This window comes from Cellulomonas carbonis (assembly GCF_014636275.1).
GTDB lineage: Bacteria > Actinomycetota > Actinomycetes > Actinomycetales > Cellulomonadaceae > Actinotalea > Actinotalea carbonis.
In genome coordinates, this window is the sequence record NZ_BMEB01000001.1 from 610,336 (window position 1) to 632,816 (window position 22,481).

22 protein-coding genes are annotated in these 22,481 nt (G+C 74.3%); 1 reads left to right on the top strand and 21 read right to left on the bottom strand.

Annotated elements, in window-relative coordinates:
* Positions 1 to 154: 154 nt before the first annotated feature.
* From lgt to IEV86_RS02825, 12 genes are all read right to left on the bottom strand, one after another.
* Positions 155 to 1,072, bottom strand: a complete 918-nt coding sequence (gene lgt / locus IEV86_RS02770) for a prolipoprotein diacylglyceryl transferase (protein ID WP_052426330.1) — start codon at positions 1,070 to 1,072, stop codon at positions 155 to 157.
* Positions 1,069 to 1,893, bottom strand: coding sequence for a tryptophan synthase subunit alpha (gene trpA / locus IEV86_RS02775; RefSeq protein WP_043607749.1), 825 nt, complete (start codon positions 1,891 to 1,893; stop codon positions 1,069 to 1,071). The genes lgt and trpA overlap by 4 nt, the downstream gene beginning before the upstream one ends.
* Positions 1,890 to 3,173, bottom strand: a complete 1,284-nt coding sequence (trpB, locus tag IEV86_RS02780) for a tryptophan synthase subunit beta (RefSeq protein WP_081978812.1) — start codon at positions 3,171 to 3,173, stop codon at positions 1,890 to 1,892. The genes trpA and trpB overlap by 4 nt, the downstream gene beginning before the upstream one ends.
* 110 nt (positions 3,174 to 3,283) lie before the next feature.
* Positions 3,284 to 4,096, bottom strand: coding sequence for an indole-3-glycerol phosphate synthase TrpC (trpC, locus tag IEV86_RS02785; RefSeq protein ID WP_043607755.1), 813 nt, complete (start codon positions 4,094 to 4,096; stop codon positions 3,284 to 3,286).
* A 133-nt stretch (positions 4,097 to 4,229) separates the two neighbouring features.
* Positions 4,230 to 4,607: a DUF2752 domain-containing protein gene (locus IEV86_RS02790; protein WP_202595182.1), complete on the bottom strand. Its 378-nt coding sequence runs from the start codon at positions 4,605 to 4,607 to the stop codon at positions 4,230 to 4,232.
* 72 nt (positions 4,608 to 4,679) lie between these two features.
* The gene (locus IEV86_RS02795) at positions 4,680 to 5,138 is read right to left on the bottom strand and encodes a CD225/dispanin family protein (RefSeq protein WP_202595183.1); all 459 of its coding nucleotides are present in this window, start codon (positions 5,136 to 5,138) and stop codon (positions 4,680 to 4,682) included.
* Positions 5,139 to 5,159: 21 nt separating this feature from the next.
* Entirely contained in the window at positions 5,160 to 5,444 is a 285-nt protein-coding gene (locus tag IEV86_RS02800) for an HGxxPAAW family protein (RefSeq protein WP_229734443.1), read from the bottom strand.
* A gap of 61 nt (positions 5,445 to 5,505) precedes the next feature.
* Positions 5,506 to 6,312 (bottom strand): Trp biosynthesis-associated membrane protein, encoded by an 807-nt coding sequence (locus IEV86_RS02805; protein ID WP_188484537.1) that lies wholly within the window; start codon positions 6,310 to 6,312, stop codon positions 5,506 to 5,508.
* Complete coding sequence (locus IEV86_RS02810; RefSeq protein WP_081978679.1) at positions 6,309 to 7,898, bottom strand: anthranilate synthase component I; 1,590 nt, start codon at positions 7,896 to 7,898, stop codon at positions 6,309 to 6,311. The genes IEV86_RS02805 and IEV86_RS02810 overlap by 4 nt, the downstream gene beginning before the upstream one ends.
* Positions 7,895 to 8,278, bottom strand: a complete 384-nt coding sequence (gene hisI, locus IEV86_RS02815) for a phosphoribosyl-AMP cyclohydrolase (RefSeq protein ID WP_043605692.1) — start codon at positions 8,276 to 8,278, stop codon at positions 7,895 to 7,897. The genes IEV86_RS02810 and hisI overlap by 4 nt, the downstream gene beginning before the upstream one ends.
* Positions 8,279 to 8,367: 89 nt before the next feature.
* Entirely contained in the window at positions 8,368 to 10,185 is a 1,818-nt protein-coding gene (locus IEV86_RS02820) for an ABC transporter ATP-binding protein (RefSeq protein ID WP_043605690.1), read from the bottom strand.
* Positions 10,182 to 11,951, bottom strand: a complete 1,770-nt coding sequence (locus IEV86_RS02825) for an ABC transporter ATP-binding protein (RefSeq protein WP_229734488.1) — start codon at positions 11,949 to 11,951, stop codon at positions 10,182 to 10,184. The genes IEV86_RS02820 and IEV86_RS02825 overlap by 4 nt, the downstream gene beginning before the upstream one ends.
* 227 nt (positions 11,952 to 12,178) lie before the next feature.
* Here IEV86_RS02825 and IEV86_RS02830 point away from each other — a divergent pair, with 227 nt between their 5' ends.
* Entirely contained in the window at positions 12,179 to 12,835 is a 657-nt protein-coding gene (locus IEV86_RS02830; RefSeq protein WP_043605703.1) for a TIGR03085 family metal-binding protein, read from the top strand.
* Between the two features lie 108 nt (positions 12,836 to 12,943).
* Here the strand turns inward: IEV86_RS02830 and hisF are convergent, their stop codons facing one another.
* From hisF to IEV86_RS02875, 9 genes are all read right to left on the bottom strand, one after another.
* The gene (gene hisF, locus IEV86_RS02835) at positions 12,944 to 13,714 is read right to left on the bottom strand and encodes an imidazole glycerol phosphate synthase subunit HisF (RefSeq protein ID WP_043605686.1); all 771 of its coding nucleotides are present in this window, start codon (positions 13,712 to 13,714) and stop codon (positions 12,944 to 12,946) included.
* Positions 13,715 to 13,718: 4 nt separating this feature from the next.
* On the bottom strand, positions 13,719 to 14,600 hold the full coding sequence (locus IEV86_RS02840) for an FKBP-type peptidyl-prolyl cis-trans isomerase (protein WP_043605684.1): 882 nt from the start codon (positions 14,598 to 14,600) through the stop codon (positions 13,719 to 13,721).
* Between the two features lie 80 nt (positions 14,601 to 14,680).
* Positions 14,681 to 16,042, bottom strand: a complete 1,362-nt coding sequence (gene pafA, locus IEV86_RS02845; protein ID WP_043605682.1) for a Pup--protein ligase — start codon at positions 16,040 to 16,042, stop codon at positions 14,681 to 14,683.
* Between the two features lie 3 nt (positions 16,043 to 16,045).
* A complete protein-coding gene (prcA, locus tag IEV86_RS02850; protein WP_043605681.1) occupies positions 16,046 to 16,798 on the bottom strand; it encodes a proteasome subunit alpha in 753 nt (250 codons plus the stop codon).
* Positions 16,795 to 17,574, bottom strand: coding sequence for a proteasome subunit beta (gene prcB, locus IEV86_RS02855; RefSeq protein WP_052426142.1), 780 nt, complete (start codon positions 17,572 to 17,574; stop codon positions 16,795 to 16,797). The genes prcA and prcB overlap by 4 nt, the downstream gene beginning before the upstream one ends.
* Before the next feature lie 45 nt (positions 17,575 to 17,619).
* Positions 17,620 to 17,808 (bottom strand): ubiquitin-like protein Pup, encoded by a 189-nt coding sequence (locus IEV86_RS02860; protein ID WP_043605702.1) that lies wholly within the window; start codon positions 17,806 to 17,808, stop codon positions 17,620 to 17,622.
* A gap of 180 nt (positions 17,809 to 17,988) precedes the next feature.
* Entirely contained in the window at positions 17,989 to 19,632 is a 1,644-nt protein-coding gene (dop, locus tag IEV86_RS02865) for a depupylase/deamidase Dop (RefSeq protein ID WP_043605677.1), read from the bottom strand.
* A 40-nt stretch (positions 19,633 to 19,672) separates the two neighbouring features.
* Positions 19,673 to 21,325, bottom strand: coding sequence for a proteasome ATPase (gene arc / locus IEV86_RS02870; protein ID WP_043605700.1), 1,653 nt, complete (start codon positions 21,323 to 21,325; stop codon positions 19,673 to 19,675).
* Between the two features lie 175 nt (positions 21,326 to 21,500).
* Entirely contained in the window at positions 21,501 to 22,463 is a 963-nt protein-coding gene (locus IEV86_RS02875; RefSeq protein ID WP_043605699.1) for a tRNA (adenine-N1)-methyltransferase, read from the bottom strand.
* Between the last annotated feature and the right edge of the window lie 18 nt (positions 22,464 to 22,481).

The window sequence follows — 22,481 nt, forward strand, 5'->3', positions numbered from 1 at the left end:
GCGTACCGTCCTCGCTGAGACCCGGACGCGCCCGGGTCGTGGTCAGGGAACACCGGGACGACGTCGGCCCAAGCGTGATGCCCGGAGGGCGACCTCGTTCCCAGACAGGGGGATGTGTCCGGAGCCCGGCGAGCGGGCGGTTGCCTCTCGGACGTCAGTCGGGGTCCGGGACCGTGGCTTCCTCGTCGTCCACGGACCGCGCCTGCACGGTGGTCTCGCGCCCGGGGTGCCGACGTCCGACCAGCACATAGGCTACCAGCGCGCCCAAGCCCACCAGGATCGACGTCCAGACGTTCAGCCGCAGCCCGAGGACCGTCTCGGCCGGGTCGATGCGCAGCGCCTCGATCCACACGCGGCCCGCCGTGTAGAGCACGACGTAGAGCCAGAAGACGCGCCCGTGGCCGAGCCGTCGGCGCCGGTCCCACCAGATCAGGACGGCGGCCGCCGCGAGGTTCCAGAGCATCTCGTACAGGAACGTCGGGTGGAACAGCGTGCCCGGGTCCACACCGTCGGGGAACGTCGGACCCGCGGGATCGATCCGCAGGCCCCACGGCAGGGTCGTCGGGCCGCCGAACAGCTCCTGGTTGAACCAGTTGCCGAGGCGTCCGATCGCCTGCGCGACGAGCAGACCGGGGGCCACCGCGTCGGCGAAGACCGCGAAGCTGACCCCCTGCCGGCGCGCGCCGATCCAGGCGCCGACCGCGCCCAGGGCGATCGCGCCCCAGATGCCGAGGCCGCCCTCCCAGATGAACAGGGCCCTCACGGGGTCGCCGTCCGCGCCGAAGTAGCGGTCGGGGCTCGAGAACACGTGGTAGATCCGGCCCCCGACGATCCCGAACGGCACCGCCCAGTAGGTGATCTCCAGGACGGTGTCCGGGTCTCCCCCGCGCTCGGCCCAGCGACGGCGCGTGAGCCACACCGCCGCGACGATGCCCGCGAGGATCGCGAGCGCGTACGCCCGCAGGGGGAACGGCCCGAGGTACCACACCGACTCCGGCGGACTGGGGATCGCGGCGGGGACCGTCGCGGGCAGGCCCGCGGTCGCGCCGGCCCACACGTGCGCGAGGCTCATGCCGGGCGCTCCGCGCGGCGGACGCCCGACGCGAGATCCGCGACGACCGTCGCGAGCGCGTCGAGCCCTGCCGTCGTGTCGTCGTCGGCGAGCGCGCGCACGAACGCGCTGCCGACGATCACGCCGTCCGCGTACGACGCGACCTCGGCCGCCTGGTCGGCGGTGCTCACGCCGAGGCCGACGCAGACGCGCTCGGCCCCGGCGGCACGCGTGTCGCGCACGAGGCGTGCGGCGTCGGCACCGACGCTCGCGCGGGTCCCGGTGACCCCCATGGTCGAGGCCGCGTAGACGAACCCGCGCGACGAGCGTGCGGTGAGCTCGAGCCGCTCGGGCGTCGAGCTCGGTGCGACGAGGAACACCCGGTCGAGCCCGTGCTCGTCGGACGCGGCGACCCAGTCCCCACCCTCGTCGGGGATGAGGTCCGGCGTGATGAGGCCTGCCGCACCCGCACCCGCGAGGTCGCGGGCGAAGGCGTCGACGCCGTAGCGCACGACCGGGTTCCAGTACGTCATCACGAGCACGGGGGCGCCCGTCGCCGCGACGGCCTCGGCGGCGCGGAGCGTGTCCCGCACGCGCACACCGCCCGCGAGGGCCCGCTCGACGGCGTGCTGGATGACCGCACCGTCCATCACCGGGTCGGAGTACGGCAGGCCGAGCTCGACGACGTCGACACCCGCGTCGACCATGACGCGCGCCGCCTCGATCGAGCGGTCCACGTCCGGGAAGCCGACCGGCAGGTACCCGACGAGTGCGGCCCTGCCCTGGTCCCGGAGTCGTTCGATCGTGTCCGCGGTGCGGCTGCCGACCTGCTGGCTGGTCACTGGTCTCCCTCGTCGAGAAGGTGGAAGTAGCGGGCGGCCGTCTCGACGTCCTTGTCGCCCCGTCCGGACAGGTTGACGAGGAGGACCGCGTCCTGACGCCCCTCGGCCGCGAGCTCCTGACCGAGCCGCATCGCCCCGGCGAGCGCGTGCGCCGACTCGATCGCCGGGATGATGCCCTCGGTGCGGGACAGCAGGCGGAACGCCTCCATCGCCTCGGCGTCGGTCACGGGGCGGTACTCGGCCCGTCCGATCGAGGCGAGCCACGCGTGCTCGGGACCGACACCCGGGTAGTCCAGTCCCGCCGAGATCGAGTGGCTCTCGATCGTCTGACCGTCCTCGTCCTGGAGCAGGAAGGACCGCGCACCGTGCAGGACGCCCGGTGCGCCACCCGTGATGGTGGCCGCGTGCCGACCCGTCTCGACGCCGTCACCACCGGCCTCGAGGCCGACGAGCCGGACCTCCCGGTCGTCGAGGAACGCGTGGAAGATGCCGATCGCGTTCGACCCGCCGCCGACGCACGCCGCGACGACGTCGGGCAGTCGCCCGGTGAGCTCGAGCACCTGCTGGCGCGCCTCGACGCCGATGATCCGCTGGAGGTCGCGGACCATCGCGGGGAACGGGTGCGGCCCGCCGACGGTGCCGAAGACGTAGTTCGTGGTCTCCACGTTGGTCACCCAGTCGCGCAGGGCCTCGTTGATCGCGTCCTTGAGCGTCCGCGACCCGGTCGTGACGGGCACGACCTCGGCCCCGAGGAGCCGCATGCGCGCGACGTTGAGCGCCTGACGCCGCGTGTCCTCCTCGCCCATGTAGACGACGCACTCGAGGTCGAACAGCGCCGCGGCCGTCGCGGTCGCGACGCCGTGCTGGCCGGCCCCGGTCTCGGCGATGACGCGCTTCTTGCCGAGCCGCTTCGTGAGCAGTGCCTGGCCGAGCACGTTGTTGATCTTGTGCGACCCCGTGTGGTTGAGGTCCTCGCGCTTGAGGACGACCCGCACACCACCGCAGTGCCGCGCGAACCGCGGCACCTCGGTGATGATGCTCGGCCGGCCGGTGTACGTGCGGTGCAGCCGCGCGAGCTCCTCGCCGAACGTCGGGTCCGCCTTGGCCTTGCCGTACTCGGTGTCGAGCTCGTCGAGCGCCTCGATGAGCGCCTCGGGCACGAAGCGGCCGCCGAACGGACCGAAGTACGGACCGGAGCCCGCGGCGGTCGTCGTCGGGCCGTCGGGGGCGTCCGCTGCGCGCGGCGTCCCGGCCTCGGGGGCCTGGGGGGGCTGGGTCATGGCTGGTCGATCGCTCCGTGTGTCGTTGCTTCCCGGCACGACCGCCCGCGGCGGTGCCGCCGGGCCGTCGGACGGCGGGTGGTTGGCGTCAGGGCGCGCGTGTCGGCACGTCAGTGCCGCACCGCGCGCAGCGACGGGTGCGCGCCCGCGGCGACGAGGTCGGCGACGGCGTCGCGCGGGTTGCGCCCGGTCACCAGGCTCTCGCCGACGAGCACCGCGTCGGCGCCCGAGCGCGCGTAGTCCATGACGTCGTGCGGACCCCGGACGCCGGACTCCGCGATGCGCACGACGCCCGAGGGGATCAGCGGGGCGAGGCGGGCGAAGGTCGTGCGGTCGACGTCCAGCGTCTTGAGGTTGCGGGCGTTGACGCCGATGCACCGCGCGCCCGCGTCGAGGGCCCGCGCGACCTCGTCCGTGTCGTGGACCTCGACGAGCGCGGTCATCCCGAGGCTGTGCACGCGCTCGACGAGCGACGTGAGCACCGTCTGCTCGAGCGCCGCGACGATCAGCAGCACGATGTCGGCGCCGTGCGCGCGGGCCTCCCACACCTGGTACGGCGTCACCACGAAGTCCTTGCGCAGGACGGGCACGTCCACGGCGGCCCGGACGGCGTCGAGGTCGGCGAGGCTGCCGCCGAAGCGCCGCTGCTCGGTCAGCACCGAGATCGCGGCCGCGCCGCCCGCCTCGTACTGCCCGGCGAGGTGCGCCGGGTCCTCGATCGGCGCCAGCGCACCCTTGCTCGGGCTCGAGCGCTTGACCTCGGCGATGACCTGGACGGCCTCCTCGTCGTGCAGGCGTCCGAGGCACTCCTTGGCGCCCGGGACGCGTGCTGCGCGCTCCTTGACCGCGTCGAGCGGCGTCCGGGCCTCACGCTCGGCGAGGTCCGCCCGTACTCCCGCCACGATGTCCTCGAGGACCGTCATCGCGTCCACCTCTCTCCGCGGCCCGCTCCCCCGCCGGCCATGCGCCATCGTAGAGCCGCCCGGGGACCGCCCTCCGCACGCCCACCAGGTGGACGACGCGTCCCACGGGAGGGACGTCCCGCCACGGCGGGCGTCAGAGCCCCGGTGCGAGCCACGGGGCGAGCGCGGGCACGTTGCGCAGCACCCCGTGCAGGACGACGACGACGAGCAGCAGCCGCAGGGCCCACGGCGGGGCGAGCCGCTGCCGGCGGCGCCCGGTCCACGTCCGACGCGCCCACAGGAACCACGACACGACGAGCACGGGGACGGCGACGAGCAGCAGCGGGTTCATCGCGACGGCTCCGGCGGCGTCCAGGTTCGCGAGCTCGTGCAGCGCCCGGAGGGATCCGCACCCGGGGCAGTACAGACCCGTCAGCGCGAGCGTCGGGCAGGTGGGGTAGTTGCCGGTCTCGTAGGGCGAGACCACCCGCAGGTACCCGAGCGCAGCGACGGCCCCCGCGGCAACCGCCACGGGGGCCGTCCTGGAGGCGGCACGGCTCAGCGTGCGACCAGGTGCGGCGGCCACGACCTCGACCGCCACGGGTCAGTACCCGGTCGTGTCGAGGCCCGCGACCACACCGCTGGTCACGAGCGCGATGTAGCCGATCGCGAACACGAGGCCGACCACGGCGCTCGCGATCGCCCAGGTCCTGGCACGCTGCGAGGCGACCTGGGCGCCCGCCTGGTCGCCCTGCGCCCACTTCGTGTTGACCTGGGTCGAGAACACGATCGACACCACGCCGAGCGGGAGGCAGCACAGCACCGTCGTCAGGATCGCCCACACGAGGTGGTTGGGGGGCGGCGGCGTGGACCCGTAGCCGCCGTCACCGCCGTAGTACCCCGGCGGAGGCGGCGGGGCCGAGTAGCCGTCACCCATCGAGGGCCCACCCTGACCGGGCTGGGAGCCGTAGGACGGCGGGGTCGAGCCGTAGGGCGGCTGCGAGCCGGACGCCGGGCCGGCGTAGGGGTCGTTGGGGTCCTGCGGACCGGGCGGGATGCTCACATGGCTCCTTGGCTCGTGGTGTCAGTGCTGGGTACGGGAGGTCGTGCGTCCCGACGTCGGCTCGGGCTGCCCCATGCCGAGCATCTTCAGCACTCGTCCGGCGACGAGGCCCAGCACGACGACCCCGACGCCCGTCCAGAAGAGCCACGGCATCGCGAACATCACCGCGAGCGAGCAGACGACCGCACCCGCCATGACGACGATCACGGTCACCCACGCGGCGGTCGTGTGCCCGTGGTTGCGCGGCGGCGACGCCACCGGGAGGTGGACCTTCTCGGTGGACCCGTCGAGGGGCTTCTCGGCCATTGCGTGCATGCCTTTCGTGGACTGGGCGGAACCCTATCGAACTCGGGGGCGCCGGACCGTGTCAGGTGGGGTCCTCGCCGCGTGTCAGCGCGTCCCAGACGTCCTGGTCGTCGGGGGGCATTCGTCCCGGGGAACGGGCACCTCCCACGGGGTCCGCGGAACCGGCCGGACCGTCGGCCCTCGAGCGGCGGCCGTCGGCGTCGGCCGACGCGGGCGGGTCCTGCCGCGGGCCGCCCGCCGGAGCGCCCGGCTGAGCCGTCGGTGCGACCACCGCTGCGGGTGTCGCCGGGGCACGCTCGTGCCGCGCACCGGGCGGTGACCAGCGGGCCGCGGCGAGCGCTGCCACGACGCCGGCGACGACCGCCACCAGCCCGAGGGCTGCCGCGACCCACGGCAGCGGCGTCGTCCCGGCCGGGGCGGTCAGCGTCGCGACACCCACGGTGTCGAGCGCCGCGGCGCGGGCCGACGCCTCGGGAGCGCGTGCCACCGCCAGGGCCGCCGCCGTCACCAGCACGCCACCGAGCCCGACCCCGACCGCCGCGACGCGCACGCCCCACCGGCCGGCGAGCGCGAGCGCGAGCGCACCCGCCACGACGACCATCGCCCCGGCCGCGGTCGCCGGGGCCGCGTCGGCTCCCCGCACCGCGATCGGCACGGCGTCGTCGAGCGCGCTCCGCGTACCCGCGACGACCCACGTCGGCGCGGTCGACGCGAGCGCGGCGCTCCCGACCAGCAGCGTGCCGAGGACCGCGCGGCGGCGCGTCGCCCGGCCGCGCGGCACCGGAGCGGCGCGCGGCCCGACGACCGGCCTGGCGGCCGACCTGTCGTCCGGCCCGTCGTCCGGTACGGCGGAGGACGCCGTCGTCACGATCGGAGCCGGGCCGCGACCTGCACCGCGCGCACGGCCGCGGCGGCCTTGTTGCGCGACTCCTCGTACTCGAGCGCCTCGACGGAGTCCGCGACGATCCCGCCACCCGCCTGGACGCTCGCCCGACCGTCGCGGATCAACGCGGTCCGGATCGCGATCGCCATGTCCATGTTGCCGGCGAAGTCGAAGTACCCGACCGTGCCGCCGTAGATCCCCCGGCGGGCCGGCTCGAGCTCGTCGATGAGCGCGATCGCGCGCGGCTTGGGCGCCCCGGAGAGCGTCCCGGCGGGGAACGTCGCGGTCAGCGTCTCGAGCGCCGTCGCGCCCTCCCGGAGCCTGCCGACCACCGTCGAGCAGATGTGCATGATGTGGCTGAACCGCTTGATCGCCATGAGCTCGACGACCTCGACGCTGGTCGGCTCGCAGACCTTGACCAGGTCGTTGCGGGACAGGTCGACCAGCATGATGTGCTCCGCGCGCTCCTTCGGGTCCGCGAGGAGCTCGTCGGCGAGCGCCGCGTCCTCCTCGGGCCCCGCACCGCGGGGGCGCGACCCGGCGATCGGGTACGTGAGCACGCGCCCGTCGGTGACCTTCACGAGGGTCTCGGGGCTGGAGCCGACGACGGCGAAGTCCTTGCCCGCGGCGTCGCGGAGCTGGAAGTAGTACATGTACGGGCTCGGGTTGATCGTGCGGAGCACGCGGTACACGTCGAGCGGGTCCGCGGGGCACTCGAGGTCGAGCCGCTGCGACAGCACGACCTGGAAGACCTCGCCCTCCCGGATGGCCTCCTTGCCCGCCCGCACCGCGTCCTCGAACTCCGCACGCGTGCTGCGGAACTCGAGCTCGGGCTCGGGCGCGTCGGTGAGGACCGCGGGAGGCGTCGTGACGGGCCGGGCGAGCGCGCCCTGCATCCGGTCCAGCCGCGCGACGGCGTCGGCGTACGCGTCGTCGACCCGCTCGTCGGTGTCGTCGAAGTTGATCGCGTTGGCGACGAGCCAGACCGACCCGTCGACGTGGTCCACGACCGCGAGGTCGGTCGCGAGGCAGAGCGTGAGCTCGGGCACCCCGAGCTCCTCGGGAGCCTTCGCGGGGAGGGTCGGCTCCCAGTGGCGCACCACGTCCCAGCCCATCGCCCCGACCAGGCCCCCCGTGAGCGGCGGCAGCCCCGCGATCGCCGGCGTGCGCAGCACCTCCAGCGTGCGCCCGAGGACGTCGAGCACGTCTCCCCCGGTCGGCACGCCCACCGGGACGTCGCCCGTCCACACGGCCTCGCCACCGGACACGGTGAGCGTCGCGCGCGAGGAGACGCCCACGAACGAGTACCGCGACCACGTCCCGTCGACCTCGGCCGACTCGAGGACGAACGTGCCCGGCCGCCCCTGGCCGAGCGTGCGGTACAGGCCGACCGGCGTGACGTCGTCCGCGAGCAGGCGCCGCACGACCGGGATCACGCGGCGGTCCGCGGCGAGCGCCCGGAACCCGTCGAGCGTCGGCCACGTCGCACCCCAGCGCAGGTCGTCGGGTCCGGGCGCGCGCGCCGCGTCGGCCGCGTCGGCCGCGTCGGCCCGGCCCGTCCCCGCGGTCACGCGCGCACCTCCGGCGCGACGACGGCGCCCAGGTCGCCGCCGGCCTCGAAACACGTCCGCGCCCCGGTGTGGCACGCGGCGCCCACCTGGTCCACCTGCACGAGCACCGCGTCGCCGTCGCAGTCGAGCGCGACCGACCGCACGTGCTGCACGTGTCCCGACGTGTCGCCCTTGCGCCAGTACTCCTGTCGCGAGCGGCTCCAGAACGTCACACGGCCGCTCGTGAGGGTGCGGTGCAGCGCCTCGTCGTCCATCCAGCCGACCATGAGCACCTGGCCCGTGTCGTGCTGCTGGACGACGGCGCACACGAGGCCGGCGTCGTCGCGCTTGAGTCGCTCGGCGACCTGGGGGTCGAGGCCGACGGGGGTGTTCTCGGGCACCGGACGATCCTGCCACGGACCCGGGCGCGGTCGTGGTCCTGCCCGCGGGCACGACCACGAGCCCGCGCCTGGTCCGTGGCCCCTGACGATCAGCGGGTCTGCGCGAGCCAGGCGGCGTGCATCGCGGCGTACGGGCCGTCCTCGGCGAGGAGCCGTCGGTGCGGTCCGACCTGTACGACGTGACCGGCGTCGACGACGACGACGAGGTCGGCCGCCTCGGCGGTCGACAGGCGGTGCGCGATGGTCAGCGTCCCGCGTCCCGCCGTGAGCTCGTCGAGGGCGCGCGCGATGCGCACCTCCGTGGCCGGGTCCACGGCGCTCGTCGCCTCGTCCAGCACGAGGTAGTCGGCGTCGGCGAGGTGGGCGCGCGCGAGCGCGACGAGCTGCCGCTCGCCCGCGCTCAGCCGCTCACCCCGCTGGCCGACGTCGGCGCCGATGCCGCCCGGCAGCTCGGCGACCCAGTCGGCGAGCCCGAGCTCGGCGAACGCGCCGAGGACCGCGGCGTCCCGCGCGGCGTCGTCGTCGGCCGACCACGTCGCGCGCGCACCGTACGCGACGTTCTGCGCGACGGTCCCCTCGAACAGGAAGCCCTCCTGCGGGACGAGCACCACGCGGCGACGCAGGCTCGCGAGCGAGACGCGTCGCAGGTCCGTGCCGTCGAGCAGGACGGCACCCTCGCTGGGGTCGGCGAGGCGCGTGACGAGCTTGGCGAGCGTCGTCTTGCCCGAGCCGGTCGCCCCGACGACGGCGACCTTGGCCCGTGCCGGCAGGTCGAGGTCGACCCCGTGCAGCACGCGCGGGCCGCCGGGGTAGGCGAACGAGACGCCCCGCAGCTCGACGTGGGCGGGCCCGCGCGGGCTGTCCACCGCGTCCGGCAGGTCGGTCACCTCGGCACGCGTGTCGATGACCCCGATGACCCGGCGCCACCCGGCGATCGCGTTCTGGAGCTCGTTGAGGATCTCGGTCGCGAGCTGGACCGGTCCCGTGAAGAGCTGGACGAGGAACAGGAAGGCGAGGAGTCGCCCGGTCGTCATCGAGCCGTCGATGCCCAGGAGCGTCCCCGCCACGACGACGAGCGCGAGCACCGTGTTGGCGACGAGGACGCCGCTGGAGAACACGACGGCCACCCGGACCTGCGCGGCGACCATCGCGTCCCGCGTCGCGCGCACGGCGCGGTCGATCCGCCGCTGCGTCCGCTCGGACACCCCGTACGCGCGGATGGTCTCGGCGCCGACGACGGACTCGGAGATCGCCCCGAGCATCGCGCCGACCCGCTCGCGCACGGTCCCGTACGCGACGCTGACCCGACGCTGCGCGGGGCGCAGGACGATCATCAGCGGGAGGAACGCGGCCCACACGAGGACCGTCAGCTGCCACGAGTAGACCGCCATCAGCACGGTGGCGACGGTGATCTGCAGCACCGAGACCAGCAGCATGATCCCGCCCCACTGGACGAACAGCGAGATCGTGTCGACGTCGCTCGTGACCCGCGAGACGAGGCTGCCGCGGCGCTCGGTGTTCTGCGTGAGCGCCGACAGGTCGTGCACGTGCCGGAACGCTCGTGTCCGCAGCTCGGCGAGACCGGCCTCGCTCGAGCGGAACAGACGGATGTTGACCAGTGCGGAGGCGGCGCCCGCGAGCACGAGCCCCACCGCGGCGACCGCCGTGAGCTGCACGACGCGACCCGCGACCGGACCACCCGGCGCGAGGATCGCGGTGTCCACCGTGAGCTGGACGGCGATCGGCACGACGACGCGACCGACGGCGGCCAGCACCGCCAGGACGACCGTCAGCACGATGCCGTCGAGGAGCTGCGGCGAGATCTGCACGCCGCGCCGCAGCGTCGCGCGCGCGCCCAACGTGCTGGTCGTCCGGAGCCGGACGCCGTCCTCGTGGATCGCGCTCACCGGGCCTCCTCCTCGACGAGCGCCCCGCGCCGCTCGGACTCCTCCTGGTAGGCGGTGGCGAGGTCCCGGTAGCCCGGGTCGCGCGCGAGGAGCTCCGCGTGCGTCCCCTGGTCGACGACGGTGCCCGCGTGCAGGTGGACGACCTCGTCGGCGAGCAGCACCGACGACATCCGGTACGCGACCATGACGACGGTCGGGCCCGTGACCCCCTGCCGCCGCAGCCCGGCCAGGATCTCCTGCTCGACGCGCGGGTCGACCGCCGACGTCGCGTCGTCGAGCACGAGCAGGCGTGGGCGCCGGACGAGCGCCCGGGCGATCGCGATGCGCTGGCGCTGCCCGCCGGAGAGGTTCGCGCCCCGCTCGCCGAGCGGCGCGTCGAGGCCCTCTGGGAGAGCGCGCACCACGCCGTCGACGCGCGCCAGGCGCAGCGCGTCCCAGACCGCCTCGTCGTCCGGGGCGTGGGGGTCGTCCTCGTCGGCGAGCGTCACGTTCGCGCGCACGGTGTCCTCGAAGAGGAACGCGTTCTGCGCCACGAGCGCGACGTCCCGCGTGAGGTCCTGCGGATGGACGTCGCGCACGTCGACCCCGTCGAGGAGGACCGTGCCGGACGCGGGGTCCTGCAGCCGGCTGAGGAGCGACACGAGCGTCGTCTTGCCCGCGCCGGTCACGCCGACGACGGCGACCGTGCGCCCGGCGGGCACCGACAGCGAGACGTCGTGGAGGATCCGCTGCGGCCCGCCCGCCCCGGGGACCGCGACCTCGACGTCCCTCAGCTCGACCGCGAGCCCGCCCCGCGAGGCGGGCAGGCGGTGGGTGCCGGGCTCGAGCTCGCCCGTGGCGTCGAGGACGCGGGCGATGCGGTCGTGGCCCACGAGGCCGCGCGGCAGCTCGCCGAGCACCCAGCCGAACGCACGGACCGGCACGGCCATGAGCGTGAGCAGGTAGGCCGCCGAGACGATGCCGCCGGTGCCGACCTCGCCCGCGGCGGCCCGGTACGCGCCGACGACGAGCACCAGGAGCGTCCCGAGGCTGGGCAGGAGCTCGATGACGGGGTCGAACACCGCGCGCACCGTGCCGACGTGGACGTTCGCCGCGCGCAGCTGCTGCGTGCGGGCGGCGAACCGCTCCGCCTCGCGCTGCTCGGTGCCGAGCGACTTGACCAGGAGCGCGGCCTCGAAGCTCTCGTGCGCGACGTCGGCGACGTCGGCGCGCAGCTGCTGGGCCCGGGTCGCGGCGGGCGACATGTACCGCTGGAAGACGAGGTTGGCGAGGACGGCGAGCGGCAGGACGGACAGCGCGGTGACCGCGATCCACACGTCGACGCGCAGCAGGGCGACGGTGGCGACGCCCATCATCGCGACGACCCCGATGGCGAAGGGCAGCGGGTTGAACACCCCCGTGGCCGCCTCGACGTCGGCGCTCGCGTTGGAGAGGAGCTGGCCCGTGGGGTGGGAGCGGTGCCACGAGAGCGGCAGACGGAGGTACTGCCGCGTCACGGCGCGCCGGTGGTCGGCCTGGATGTCGGAGTACCCGATGCCCGCGAAGATCCGACGGCCCGCGACGGCGAGCGCGAGGGTCACCGCGACCCCGAGCAGCGCAGCGCCCGCGAGCCAGACCGACCTGCGGTCGTCGAGCTCGCCGGCCAGGGCGGGCACGACGACGTCGTCGGTCGCACGCCCGAGCACCTGGCTGACCGCGACCGTCATCGCACCGAACAGCGCGGACGTGACGACCGCGAGGACGTACGTCCGCGGCTGGGACGACATCCCGCGCCAGATCAGCTGCAGGGAGCGCCGGACGGCCCCGCCCGAGAGGGCGGCCCGGTCCGTCGTGTCGGGGCGCGCGCGCACACGTGTCCTTTCCGAACGGGGATGACTCATCCTCGCACGTCGACCTCGAGCGACCCGTCGGGCGGCGTCACGACGAGCCGCGGTCCGGACCCAGCAGTCGGCACGGACGGCGAGCGTCCCGCGTGCGTGCGACGATGCGGCGCATGGCATGGCACCTGCAGGAACGCTCCGCGACCGTCGCCGCGCTGCGGGAGGCGGGACCGGGTGCAGCGACGCTGTGCGAGGGCTGGCGGACCGAGCACCTCGCCGCGCACCTCGTGCTGCGCGAGAGCTCCCCCGCCGCCGTCGGCGTCGTCGTGCCCGGTCTCGCCGCACGGACCGAGCGGCTGACGCAGGCGCTCGGCGACCGGTCGACGCGGCCCGACGCGTGGGAGCGACTGCTGGCGCGACTCGCAGACGGTCCGCCCGTGTGGCACCCGCTGCGGTGGGCCGGCGACGCGGCGCAGCTCGTCGAGTTCCACGTCCACGCGGAGGACGTGCGCCGCGGCGGCCCGGGCGGCGCGCAGGTCGCGCCTCGTGACCTGCCCCCGGCGCACGAGGAGGCGCTGTGGGCCCACCTGCGCCGCATGTCGCGGCTCCTCCTGCACCGGTCGCCCGTGCGGCTGGTGCTGACCGACCCGAGCGGGCGCACGATCACCGCGGGCGCACGAGACGGCGACGTCGTCGAGGTCCGGGGCCGCCCGGGCGAGCTCGTGCTCTGGGCGTTCGACCGTCCCCGGGTCGCGCACGTCCGGCTCGTCGGGCCGCCCGCCGCGCTCGAGGCGCTCGCGCGCTTCCGGGCGCCGGCACCGACGAGCTGAGCCGACCCCGACCACCGCGGGCACGTGCGCGCCCCGCGACCCTGCGGACGTGTGCGTCCGGGGCCCGGCGCCCTCGGGCGCGTCAGCGCGCGGCGGGACGACGGCGCGTCAGCGCACGGGCACGCCCGCGTCCCGCAGGTGCTGCTTGACCTGGCCGACCGTCAGCGTGCCGAAGTGGAAGACGCTCGCGGCGAGCAGCGCGTCGGCCCCCGCCAGGGCCGCCTCGAGGAAGTGCTGCGGTGTGCCCGCGCCGCCGCTCGCGATGAGCGGCACCGCGACCTCGCGGCGGACGGCCGCGAGCATCTCGAGGTCGAAGCCGCCGGTCGTGCCGTCGGCGTCCATCGAGTTGAGCAGCACCTCGCCCGCTCCGAGGTCGACGGCGCGGCGCGCCCACTCGACCGCGTCGATCCCGGTCCCGCGACGACCGCCGTGCGTCGTGACCTCGAACCCCGACGGTGTGGGCGGGCCGTCCACGACGCGTCGGGCGTCGACCGACAGGACGAGCACCTGGCTGCCGAAGCGCGTGGCGATCTCCGACACCAGCTCGGGACGCGCGATGGCGGCGGTGTTGACGCCGACCTTGTCCGCGCCCGCGCGGAGCAGGCGGTCCACGTCCTCGGTGGATCGCACCCCGCCGCCGACCGTGAGGGGAACGAAGACCTCCTCGGCCGTCCGACGCACGACGTCGTACGTCGTGCTCCGGTCCGACGCCGACGCCGAGACGTCGAGGAACGTGATCTCGTCCGCACCCTCGAGGTCGTAGCGGCGCGCGAGCTCGACGGGGTCCCCCGCGTCGCGCAGCTGCATGAAGTTGACGCCCTTGACGACGCGCCCGGCGTCGACGTCGAGGCAGGGGATGACACGGACCGCGACCGTCATGCGCTCAGCCCTCCGTCGGGCCGCCGCGTGCGGCCAGGATGTCCACGACGAAGACCAGCGTCTCGTCGGCCAGCTCGGTGTCGCCCCCGCCGTAGCCGAGGTGCGGGGGGACGACGAGCAGGACCTGGCTGCCGACGGTCTGCTCGACGAGCCCCTGGTCCCAGCCGGGGACGAGCTGGTCGACCCCGATCGGGAACACGGTCGGCAGCTTGCCCTCCGACCAGCTCGAGTCGAACTCGGCCCCGTCGGACCAGGTGACGCCGGTGTACTGCACGACGATCACCTGCCCGGCCTGCACCTGCGGCCCCGCGCCGCGGATGAGCGGCTGGACCACGAGGTCGGCGGGCGGCTCGGTCGCGGGCACCGTGATCGTCGGCTCGCCGTCGGGCGCGAGCTCGACCGTCGGGACGCCCTCACGGGGATCGACGGGCTCACCCTCGGCACGCGTGGGGAGGAGGTCGAAGACCGCGACCGTCGGTCCCTGGTTCCCGGCGTCGGGCGGGACGAGGTGGACCACGCGCGAGCCGACCGTGCGTCCGCGCAGCGCCTCGTAGATGTCGACGCCGAGGGCCTCGGCGCTGAGGAGGTACGGCTTGGGCTCGGACGAGTACGTCTCGCCGATGAGCGTGCCGTCGGTGCCGTCCTCGGCGTAGTAGTCGACGAGCACGGGCTCGCCGTCGACGACCTCGGGTCCGGTGCCCTCCCAGACCAGCTCGGCGCGGGACTCCGCGACCTCGAGCGGGCGCTCGTAGACGAGCTCGGGGACGCTGCCCGCCTCACCCGTGACCTCGACCTCGGCCTGCTGCTCCTGCTCGGCCGAGCAGCCCACGAGCGCGGTGACGGCAGCGAGCGCGACGACGACCGCGGCGGCAGCGTGACGACGCACCCGGCTCCTTCCTCCGCGCCCCACGGCGCCCTCCGCACCCGACCGGGCGGCCGGGGCCCGATCACTGTACGGGCTCTCCCTCACATGGACTCGAGCAGGCGCTCCACCCGGTCGTCCACGCTGCGGAACGGGTCCTTGCACAGGACGGTGCGCTGCGCCTGGTCGTTGAGCTTGAGGTGGACCCAGTCGACGGTGTAGTCGCGGCGGGCCTCCTGGGCGCGCCGGACGAAGTCGCCGCGGAGCTTCGCGCGGGTCGTCTGCGGCGGCACGGCGGTCGCCTCGAACACGTCGAGGTCGTCCACGACGCGCTCGACCATCCCGCGCGCGGCGAGCAGGTTGTACAGACCCTCCGTGCGCGAGATGTCGTGATAGGCCAGGTCCAGGCGCGCGACGCGCGCGTCGTCCAGCGCCAGGTCGTGCTTGGCGCGGTACCGCTCGACGAGCCGCAGCTTGATCACCCAGTCGAGCTCGCGGTCGACGAGCGAGAGGTCACCCGTCCTGACCGCACGCAGGCCGCGCTCCCACAGGTCGAGCGTCTGCTTGATGACCGGCGTGAGCTCGACGGACTGCGCGACGAAGTCCTGCACGCGGCCCAGGTACTCCTCCTGGATCTCGACGGCCGTCGCGGTGCGGCCGTTCGCGAGCCGCACCGGTGCGGACCCGGTGATGTCGTGGCTGATCTCGCGGATCGCGCGCATGGGGTTCTCGAGCGAGACGTCACGCATCGGGATCCCCGCCTCGACGAGGCGCAGGACGAGGTCGGTCGCGCCCACCTTGAGCAGCGTCGTCGGCTCCGCCATCGAGGAGTCGCCGACGATGACGTGCAGGCGCCGGTAGGCCTCGGCGTCGGCGTGGGGCTCGTCGCGCGTGTTGATGATCGGCCGCGACCGCGTCGTCGCGCTCGAGACCGACTCCCAGATGTGGTCCGCGCGCTGCGAGAGGCAGTACACCGAGCCGCGAGGCGTGGGCAGGACCTTGCCGGCGCCGGTGAGCACCTGCCGCGTGATGAGGAACGGCACGAGGACGTCGGCGAGCCGGCCGAAGTCGCCCTGCCGCCGGACGAGGTAGTTCTCGTGGCAGCCGTAGGAGTTGCCCGCGGAGTCGGTGTTGTTCTTGAACAGGTGGATCCGCCCGGGCAGGCCCTCGTGCTCGAGCCGCTGCTGCGCGTCGGCGACCAGGCCCTCGAGGATCCGCTCGCCGCCCCGGTCGTGCGCGACGAGGTCGCGGATGTCGTCGCACTCGGCGGTCGCGTACTCCGGGTGCGACCCGACGTCGAGGTAGAGGCGTGAGCCGTTGCGGAGGAAGACGTTGGACGACCGCCCCCACGCCACGACCTTGCGGAAGAGGTAGCGCGCCACCTCGTCGGCGGAGAGCCCGCGCCCGCCGTCGACGGCGCACGTCACGCCGTACTCCGTCTCGAGCCCGAAGATGCGGCGGTCCACGTGTCAGCCCTCCGTCGTGGCGGGGTCGGACGGCCCCGGGCCTGCGGCCGCGGTGTCGTCCGGCGGCGCGCCGAGGAGGTCGGCGAGCTGCGGCGCGGCGAGACGTCGGAACGCGCGCCGCGGACGCGTCCGGTCCAGGACCGCGACCTCGAGCTGCGTCGGCTCGAGGGTCCGGTCCGGGCCGTCGACCTGCGCGCCCAGCGTGTCGACCGCGAGGCGGACGACCGCGGCGAGGTCCATGCCGGGCGACCACCGCTCGGCGAGCCGCTCGGACAGGTGCTCGGCCTGACCACCCATCGCGACGTGACCGTGCTCGTCGGCCACGGACCCGTCGTACGACAGGCGGTAGATCTGGTCCGTGGCGGGCGAGGCGCCCACCTCGGCGACGACGATCTCGACCTCGAGCGGCTTGGACTCGGTGGTGAACACCGTCCCGAGCGTCTGCGCGTACGCGTTCGCGAGACCCCGTGCGGTGACGTCGGACCGGTCGTAGGAGTAGCCGCGCAGGTCGGCGTACCGGACGCCCGCGACCCGCAGGTTCTCGAACTCGTTGTACTTGCCGACTGCGGCGAACGCGATGCGGTCGTAGATCTCGGAGATCTTGTGCAGCGCCCGCGAGGGGTTCTCGGTCGCGAACGCGATCCCGTCGTCGTACGCCAGGACGACGACCGAGCGACCGCGCGCGATGCCCTTGCGCGCGTAGTCCGCCCGGTCCTTCATCAGCTGCTCGGGCGAGACGTAGAACGGCATCGTCATCGGGGGTCCCCCTCCGCCCGGCGGATCGCGTCCACCTCGGCCACCGTGCGCGCGAGCGCCTCGTCCTCGACGCGCAGGTAGCCCGACGCGGTCACCGTCGCGACGACCGGCCAGATCCGCCGCAGCGTGTCCGGACCGCCCGTCGCGGAGTCGTCGTCGGCCGCGTCGACGAGCGCGTGGACCGCGGTGCGCACCGCGTCCGACGCGTTCATCCCCGGCCACCACAGCTTCTTGAGCGACCCGCGCGCGAAGACCGAGCCCGAGCCGACGGCGTGGAAGTCCGTCTCCTCGTAGCGTCCGCCCGTCACGTCGAACGAGAACATCCGGCCGACGCCGCGGTCGAGGTCGTAGCCGCCGAAGAGCGGCACGACGGCGAGCCCCTGCATCGCGAGGCCGAGGCTCCCCCGGATCATCGTGGCGAGGCGGTTCGCCTTGCCGTCGAGCGAGAGCAGCGAGCCCTCGATCTTCTCGTAGTGCTCGAGCTCGAGCTGGAACAGCCGCACGAGCTCGAGCGCGAGCCCCGCGGTCCCGGCGATGCCGACGGCCGAGTACTCGTCGGCCGGGAAGACCTTCTCGATGTGTCGGCTCGCGATCATCGGCCCGGCGGTCGCGCGCCGGTCCCCCGCCATCACGACGCCCCCGTCGAACGTCAGGGCGACGATCGTCGTGGCGTGCGGCGCGGCCGGGACCTCGCCCGCGGGCAGGTGGCGGCCCGTCGGCAGCAGCGAGGGGTCGTGCGCGGCGAGGAAGTCGAGGAACGACGACGTGCCGGTCATGTGGAACGAGCGCGGGAGGGCGCCGGGGGCGTCAGGCGTCACCCGTCACTGCCCGCCCTTCTGCACGAAGCCCCGCACGAACGACTCGGCGTTCTGCTCGAGGACCTCGTCGATCTCCTCGAGGAGCGAGTCGACCTCCGCGTCGCGCGCCTGGGCGGCCGGGGCGGCCACGGGCTCGGGGGCGTCGTCGGGCTCGTCGTCGCGTCGGTGCCTGATCTGGTCCTGACCGGCCATCATGACCTCCCGCTCGAGCGAGGTGCTGGCGTCCAGCACCGTGGTCGTCGGCGACCGCCGGACCCGAGCCGGGCCCCGCGGCCGCCCGGTCACCCGGCCGACCACGTCGGTCGTCTGCTTCCGCTCCGATCCTAGGCGTGCGCGCCGACACCAGGCGCGTGATCCACCCTGTGGGCGGCGTCAGCCGCGGCCGAGGCGCCGCACGAGCTCGCCCGCGTCCGCGCACGCGTCGAGCAGCTCGCCGACGTGCGACCGGGTGCCGCGCCACGGGTCCCGGAGCGGGATGCGCTGCAGGACGGGCAGCTCGGGCACGTCGAGGACGACCGAGTCCCAGCTCGCGGCGCGCACCTGGTGCGCGTACCGGCGCACGACCGTGCCGCGGAAGTAGGCACGCGTGTCGGACGGCGGCTCCGTCACGGCGCGGTCGACCTCGGCCGGGTCGACGAGCGTCTCCACCGCACCCGCGGCCACGAGGCGGTGGTAGAGGCCCCGCTCGGGACGGACGTCCGACCACTGGATGTCCATCGCGGCCAGGCGCGGGTGGTCCCACTCGAGGTGGTCACGGCGGCGCATCCCCTCCAGCAGGCGGAGCTTCGCGACCCACTCGACCTCGCGCGCGCACAGGCCGGGGTCGCGGGCGAGCCGGTCGAGCACCGACTCCCAGCGGTCGAGCACCTCGCGCGTCGCGTCGTCGACGTCCGCACCGAGTGCCGCGACGACGGCGGCGAGGTACTCGCGCTGCACCTCGATCGCGGTGAGCCGACGCCCGTCGGCGAGCTCGAGCCGCGCCGTCAGCATGAGGTCCCTGCTCACGACGCGCACCGCGTCGACGGGGTCGGCGAGCGCGAGGTCCTCGAGCGGCGCGAGCACCTCGGGGCGCGACTGCGACCGCTCGAGGAGCCAGAGCACGAGCGACGTCGTCCCGAGGCGCAGCCACGTGGCGACCTCGAGCATCGTCGCGTCGCCGACGATGAGGTGCAGGCGGCGCCACCGCGACCGGTCGGCGTGCGGCTCGTCGCGCGTGTTGACGATGGGGCGTCGCAGCGTCGTCTCGAGGCCGACCTCGGCCTCGACGTAGTCGGCCCGCTGGGAGATCTGGAAGCCGGCGTCCTGCCCGGCCTGGCCCAGCCCCACGCGTCCAGCACCCGTGAACACCTGACGGGTCACGAGGAACGGGATGAGGTGCTGCGCGAGCACCTCGAAGGGAACGGCGCGGTCGACGAGGTAGTTCTCGTGCGTCCCGTACGAGGCGCCCTTGCCGTCGACGTTGTTCTTGTACAGGACGACGTCGGGCATGCCGGGCGTCGAGCACACCGCCCGCACGGCCCGCAGCGCGACCGCCTCCCCCGCCTTGTCCCACAGGACGGCGTCCCGTGGGTTCGTGACCTCGGGGCTCGAGTACTCCGGGTGCGCGTGGTCGACGTAGAACCGTGCGCCGTTGGTGAGGATCGTCGTCGCGGCCGCGGGGTCGTCGTACTCCTCGACCACGGGCCGCTCGCGCTCGCCGGGGTCGAGCGCCGTCGCCGTCGCAGCACCTGCCGCGACGTCCGGCACGCCGCCGTCGGGACCGGTCGGTGCGGGTGCGGACGGGTCGTCGGTCAGCATCGACGGGTGCGCCGCGGCCCGCTGGAGCCGGAAACCGCGCGCGTCGGCGAGGGGGTCCTCGTCCTCGTAGTCCCACCGCGCCGGGCGTCCCGGGGGTGAGGCGACCGAGGCGTACGCCGCGACGACGGTGCTCGACAGGACCATCGGGTTGGCCTGCGGCCGCCCCGGCTCGACGATGCCGAACTCGGTCTCGATCCCCATCACCCGACGTACGGTCACCGCGCCAGCCTAGGTCGACGCGACGCCCGTACGGTCCGGCTCAGAGGTACTGCCCCGTCGGCGTCATCGTCTCGATCGTGCGGCTCGTGTCCTTGCCGCCCTTGCCCTGGACGATCGTCCGGATGAAGACGATGCGCTCGCCCTTCTTGCCGGAGATCCGCGCCCAGTCGTCGGGGTTGGTCGTGTTGGGCAGGTCCTCGTTCTCCTTGAACTCGTCCTCGCACGCGGCCATGAGGTGCTCGACGCGGATGCCGCGCGCGCCCGTGGCGAGGAAGTCCTTGATCGCGGACTTCTTGGCGCGGTCGACGACGTTCTGGATCATCGCGCCCGAGCTGAAGTCCTTGAAGTGCAGGACCTCCTTGTCGCCCGACGCGTACGTCACCTCGAGGAACTCGTTCTCGCGCGTCTCGGCGTACATCCGCTCGACGACGCGCTGGATCATCGCCGTCACGGCGGCGGCCGCGTCGCCCTGGTGCTCGGCGAGGTCGTCGGGGTGCAGGGGCAGGTCCGGGGTCAGGTACTTCGTGAAGATGTCGCGTGCCGCCTCGGCGTCCGGCCGCTCGATCTTGATCTTCACGTCGAGGCGGCCCGGGCGCAGGATCGCGGGGTCGATCATGTCCTCGCGGTTGGACGCGCCGATCACGATGACGTTGTCGAGCCGCTCGACGCCGTCGATCTCGCTGAGCAGCTGCGGCACGACCGTCGTCTCGACGTCGGACGACACGCCCGTGCCGCGCGTGCGGAACAGCGACTCCATCTCGTCGAAGAAGACGACGACGGGGGTGCCCTGGGACGCCTTCTCCCTGGCGCGGGCGAAGATCAGGCGGATGTGCCGCTCCGTCTCGCCCACGTACTTGTTGAGGAGCTCGGGTCCCTTGACGTTGAGGAAGTAGCTCGTCCCGGCGGGGACGGGGACGCCGTCGGGACCGGGCGTCGTCCGCGTCTGCGCGAGCGACCGCGCGACCGCCTTGGCGATGAGCGTCTTGCCGCACCCGGGCGGGCCGTAGAGGAGGACGCCCTTGGGCGGGCGCAGGCCGTGCTCGCGGTACAGGTCAGGGTGGTTGAACGGCAGCTCGACGGCGTCGCGGATCTGCTCGATCTGCGACCCCAGGCCTCCGATGTCGCCGTAGTCGATGTCCGGGACCTCCTCGAGGACGAGCTCCTCGACCTCGGCGCGCGGGATGCGCTCGAAGACGAAGCCCGAGCGCGAGTCGACCGTGAGCGCGTCGCCGATGCGGACCGGCGAGTCCAGCACCTGGCCCGCGAGCCGCACGACGCGCTCCTCGTCCGCACGCCCGACCACGAGCGCGCGGTCCGGCGCGAGGATCTCCTTGACGGTCACGAGCTCGCCCACGGTCTCGTAGGCACCGGCCTCGACGACGGTGAGGGCCTCGTTGAGCCGCAGCTCCTGACCCGGCCGCAGCGCGTGCACCTCGACGGACGGGGCGACCTGGAGCTGCATCTTCCGGCCGGCGGAGACGACCTCGACCGAGCCGTCCGGGCGTGCGGCGAGGAACGTCGCGAAGGTCGCGGGCGGGCGGCCCAGCTCGTCGATGCGCTCCTGCAGCTCCGCGAGCCGGTCCCGGGCCTGGCGCAGCGCCTCCGCGAGCCGTTCGTTCTTGGCGGCCAGCAGCGCGAGCTGGCGGGCGTCCTCGGCGGATCGGCGTGCGTCCTGCTCCGGCGTCTGGCTCATCGTGCCTCCCGTGTCCACCCGACCGTGGTCCACCGGACCGGGCGGGCGGCCCGGCGGAGCCTCCGGTGCAACCCTACGTCGCGCGACGTCCCCGGCCACGACCCGACCGACGGGCGGACGCGCGTGTCGGCCCGGCGGTCGGCCGTCGCCGGCGATCGGGCCGGCGAGCGCGGCGTCAGACCTCGTCGGCGCCGAGGTCGCGGCGCACGCGGCGCACCTTCTTGTCGGAGATCGAGCGCTCCCCGAGGTCCTCGGGCGTCCACTCCTCCTCGACCGGGTAGTTGCCCTTCGCGGGGCGGCGCCGACGCTCGGGCACCGCGACGCCCTCGGCCATCCGCCGTGTGGTCAGGAGGAAGCCGGTGTGGCCGATCATGCGGTGCTGGGGGCGCACGGCGAGGCCCTCGAGGTGCCACCCGCGCAGCATCGTCTCCCACGCGGTCGGCTCGGTGAACCTGCCGTCGTCGCGCAGGTCCTCGGCGAGCCGGGAGAGCTGCGTCGTCGTCGCGACGTACGCGACGAGCACACCGCCGGGCGCGAGGGCGGCGGCGACGGCCTCGAGGTTCTCCCAGGGCGCGAGCATGTCCAGGACGACCCGGTCCACGGAACCCGGCTCCTCGGCCACGGGCAGCACGTCGCTCAGGTCGCCGACGCTGAGCCGCCAGGCGGGGTGCGGGCCCGCGAAGAACCCCTCGACGTTGGCCCGCGCGATCGCCGCGAAGTCCTCGCGGCGCTCGATCGAGTGCAGGTACCCCTGGTCCCCGACGGCGCGCAGGAGCGACATCGTCAGCGCACCGGACCCGACACCGGCCTCGACGACGCGCGCGCCGGGGTAGATGTCCGCCATCGCCACCACCTGCCCGGCGTCCTTGGGGTAGACGACCGCCGCGCCGCGGGGCATCGACAGCACGTTGTCGGCCAGGAGCGGGCGCAGCGCGAGGTACGTCACTCCCCCGCTGCTCGTGACGACCGACCCCTCGGGCGCGCCGATGAGCTCGTCGTGGCGGAAGTAGCCCTTGTGCGTGTGGAACGTCGCGCCGGGCGCGAGCGTCACGGTGTGCAGCCGGCCGCGCGGGTCCGTCAGCTGCACGCGCTCACCCACCCGCAGCGGCCCCCGCCGAGCGGACGCACCCGTCGGCAGCCCCCCGGTCCCGCCCGT

Excerpts from the sequence above, each read along its gene's own strand:
- lgt (WP_052426330.1), bottom strand. The coding sequence starts at position 1,072 with ATGAGCCTCGCGCACGTGTGGGCCGGCGCGACCGCGGGCCTGCCCGCG.
- trpB (WP_081978812.1), bottom strand. The coding sequence starts at position 3,173 with ATGACCCAGCCCCCCCAGGCCCCCGAGGCCGGGACGCCGCGCGCAGCG.
- trpC (WP_043607755.1), bottom strand. The coding sequence starts at position 4,096 with ATGACGGTCCTCGAGGACATCGTGGCGGGAGTACGGGCGGACCTCGCC.
- IEV86_RS02800 (WP_229734443.1), bottom strand. The coding sequence starts at position 5,444 with ATGGCCGAGAAGCCCCTCGACGGGTCCACCGAGAAGGTCCACCTCCCG.
- IEV86_RS02825 (WP_229734488.1), bottom strand. The coding sequence starts at position 11,951 with ATGTCGTCCCAGCCGCGGACGTACGTCCTCGCGGTCGTCACGTCCGCG.
- IEV86_RS02830 (WP_043605703.1), top strand. The coding sequence starts at position 12,179 with ATGGCATGGCACCTGCAGGAACGCTCCGCGACCGTCGCCGCGCTGCGG.
- hisF (WP_043605686.1), bottom strand. The coding sequence starts at position 13,714 with ATGACGGTCGCGGTCCGTGTCATCCCCTGCCTCGACGTCGACGCCGGG.
- prcA (WP_043605681.1), bottom strand. The coding sequence starts at position 16,798 with ATGACGATGCCGTTCTACGTCTCGCCCGAGCAGCTGATGAAGGACCGG.
- prcB (WP_052426142.1), bottom strand. The coding sequence starts at position 17,574 with ATGACCGGCACGTCGTCGTTCCTCGACTTCCTCGCCGCGCACGACCCC.
- IEV86_RS02860 (WP_043605702.1), bottom strand. The coding sequence starts at position 17,808 with ATGGCCGGTCAGGACCAGATCAGGCACCGACGCGACGACGAGCCCGAC.
- arc (WP_043605700.1), bottom strand. The coding sequence starts at position 21,325 with ATGAGCCAGACGCCGGAGCAGGACGCACGCCGATCCGCCGAGGACGCC.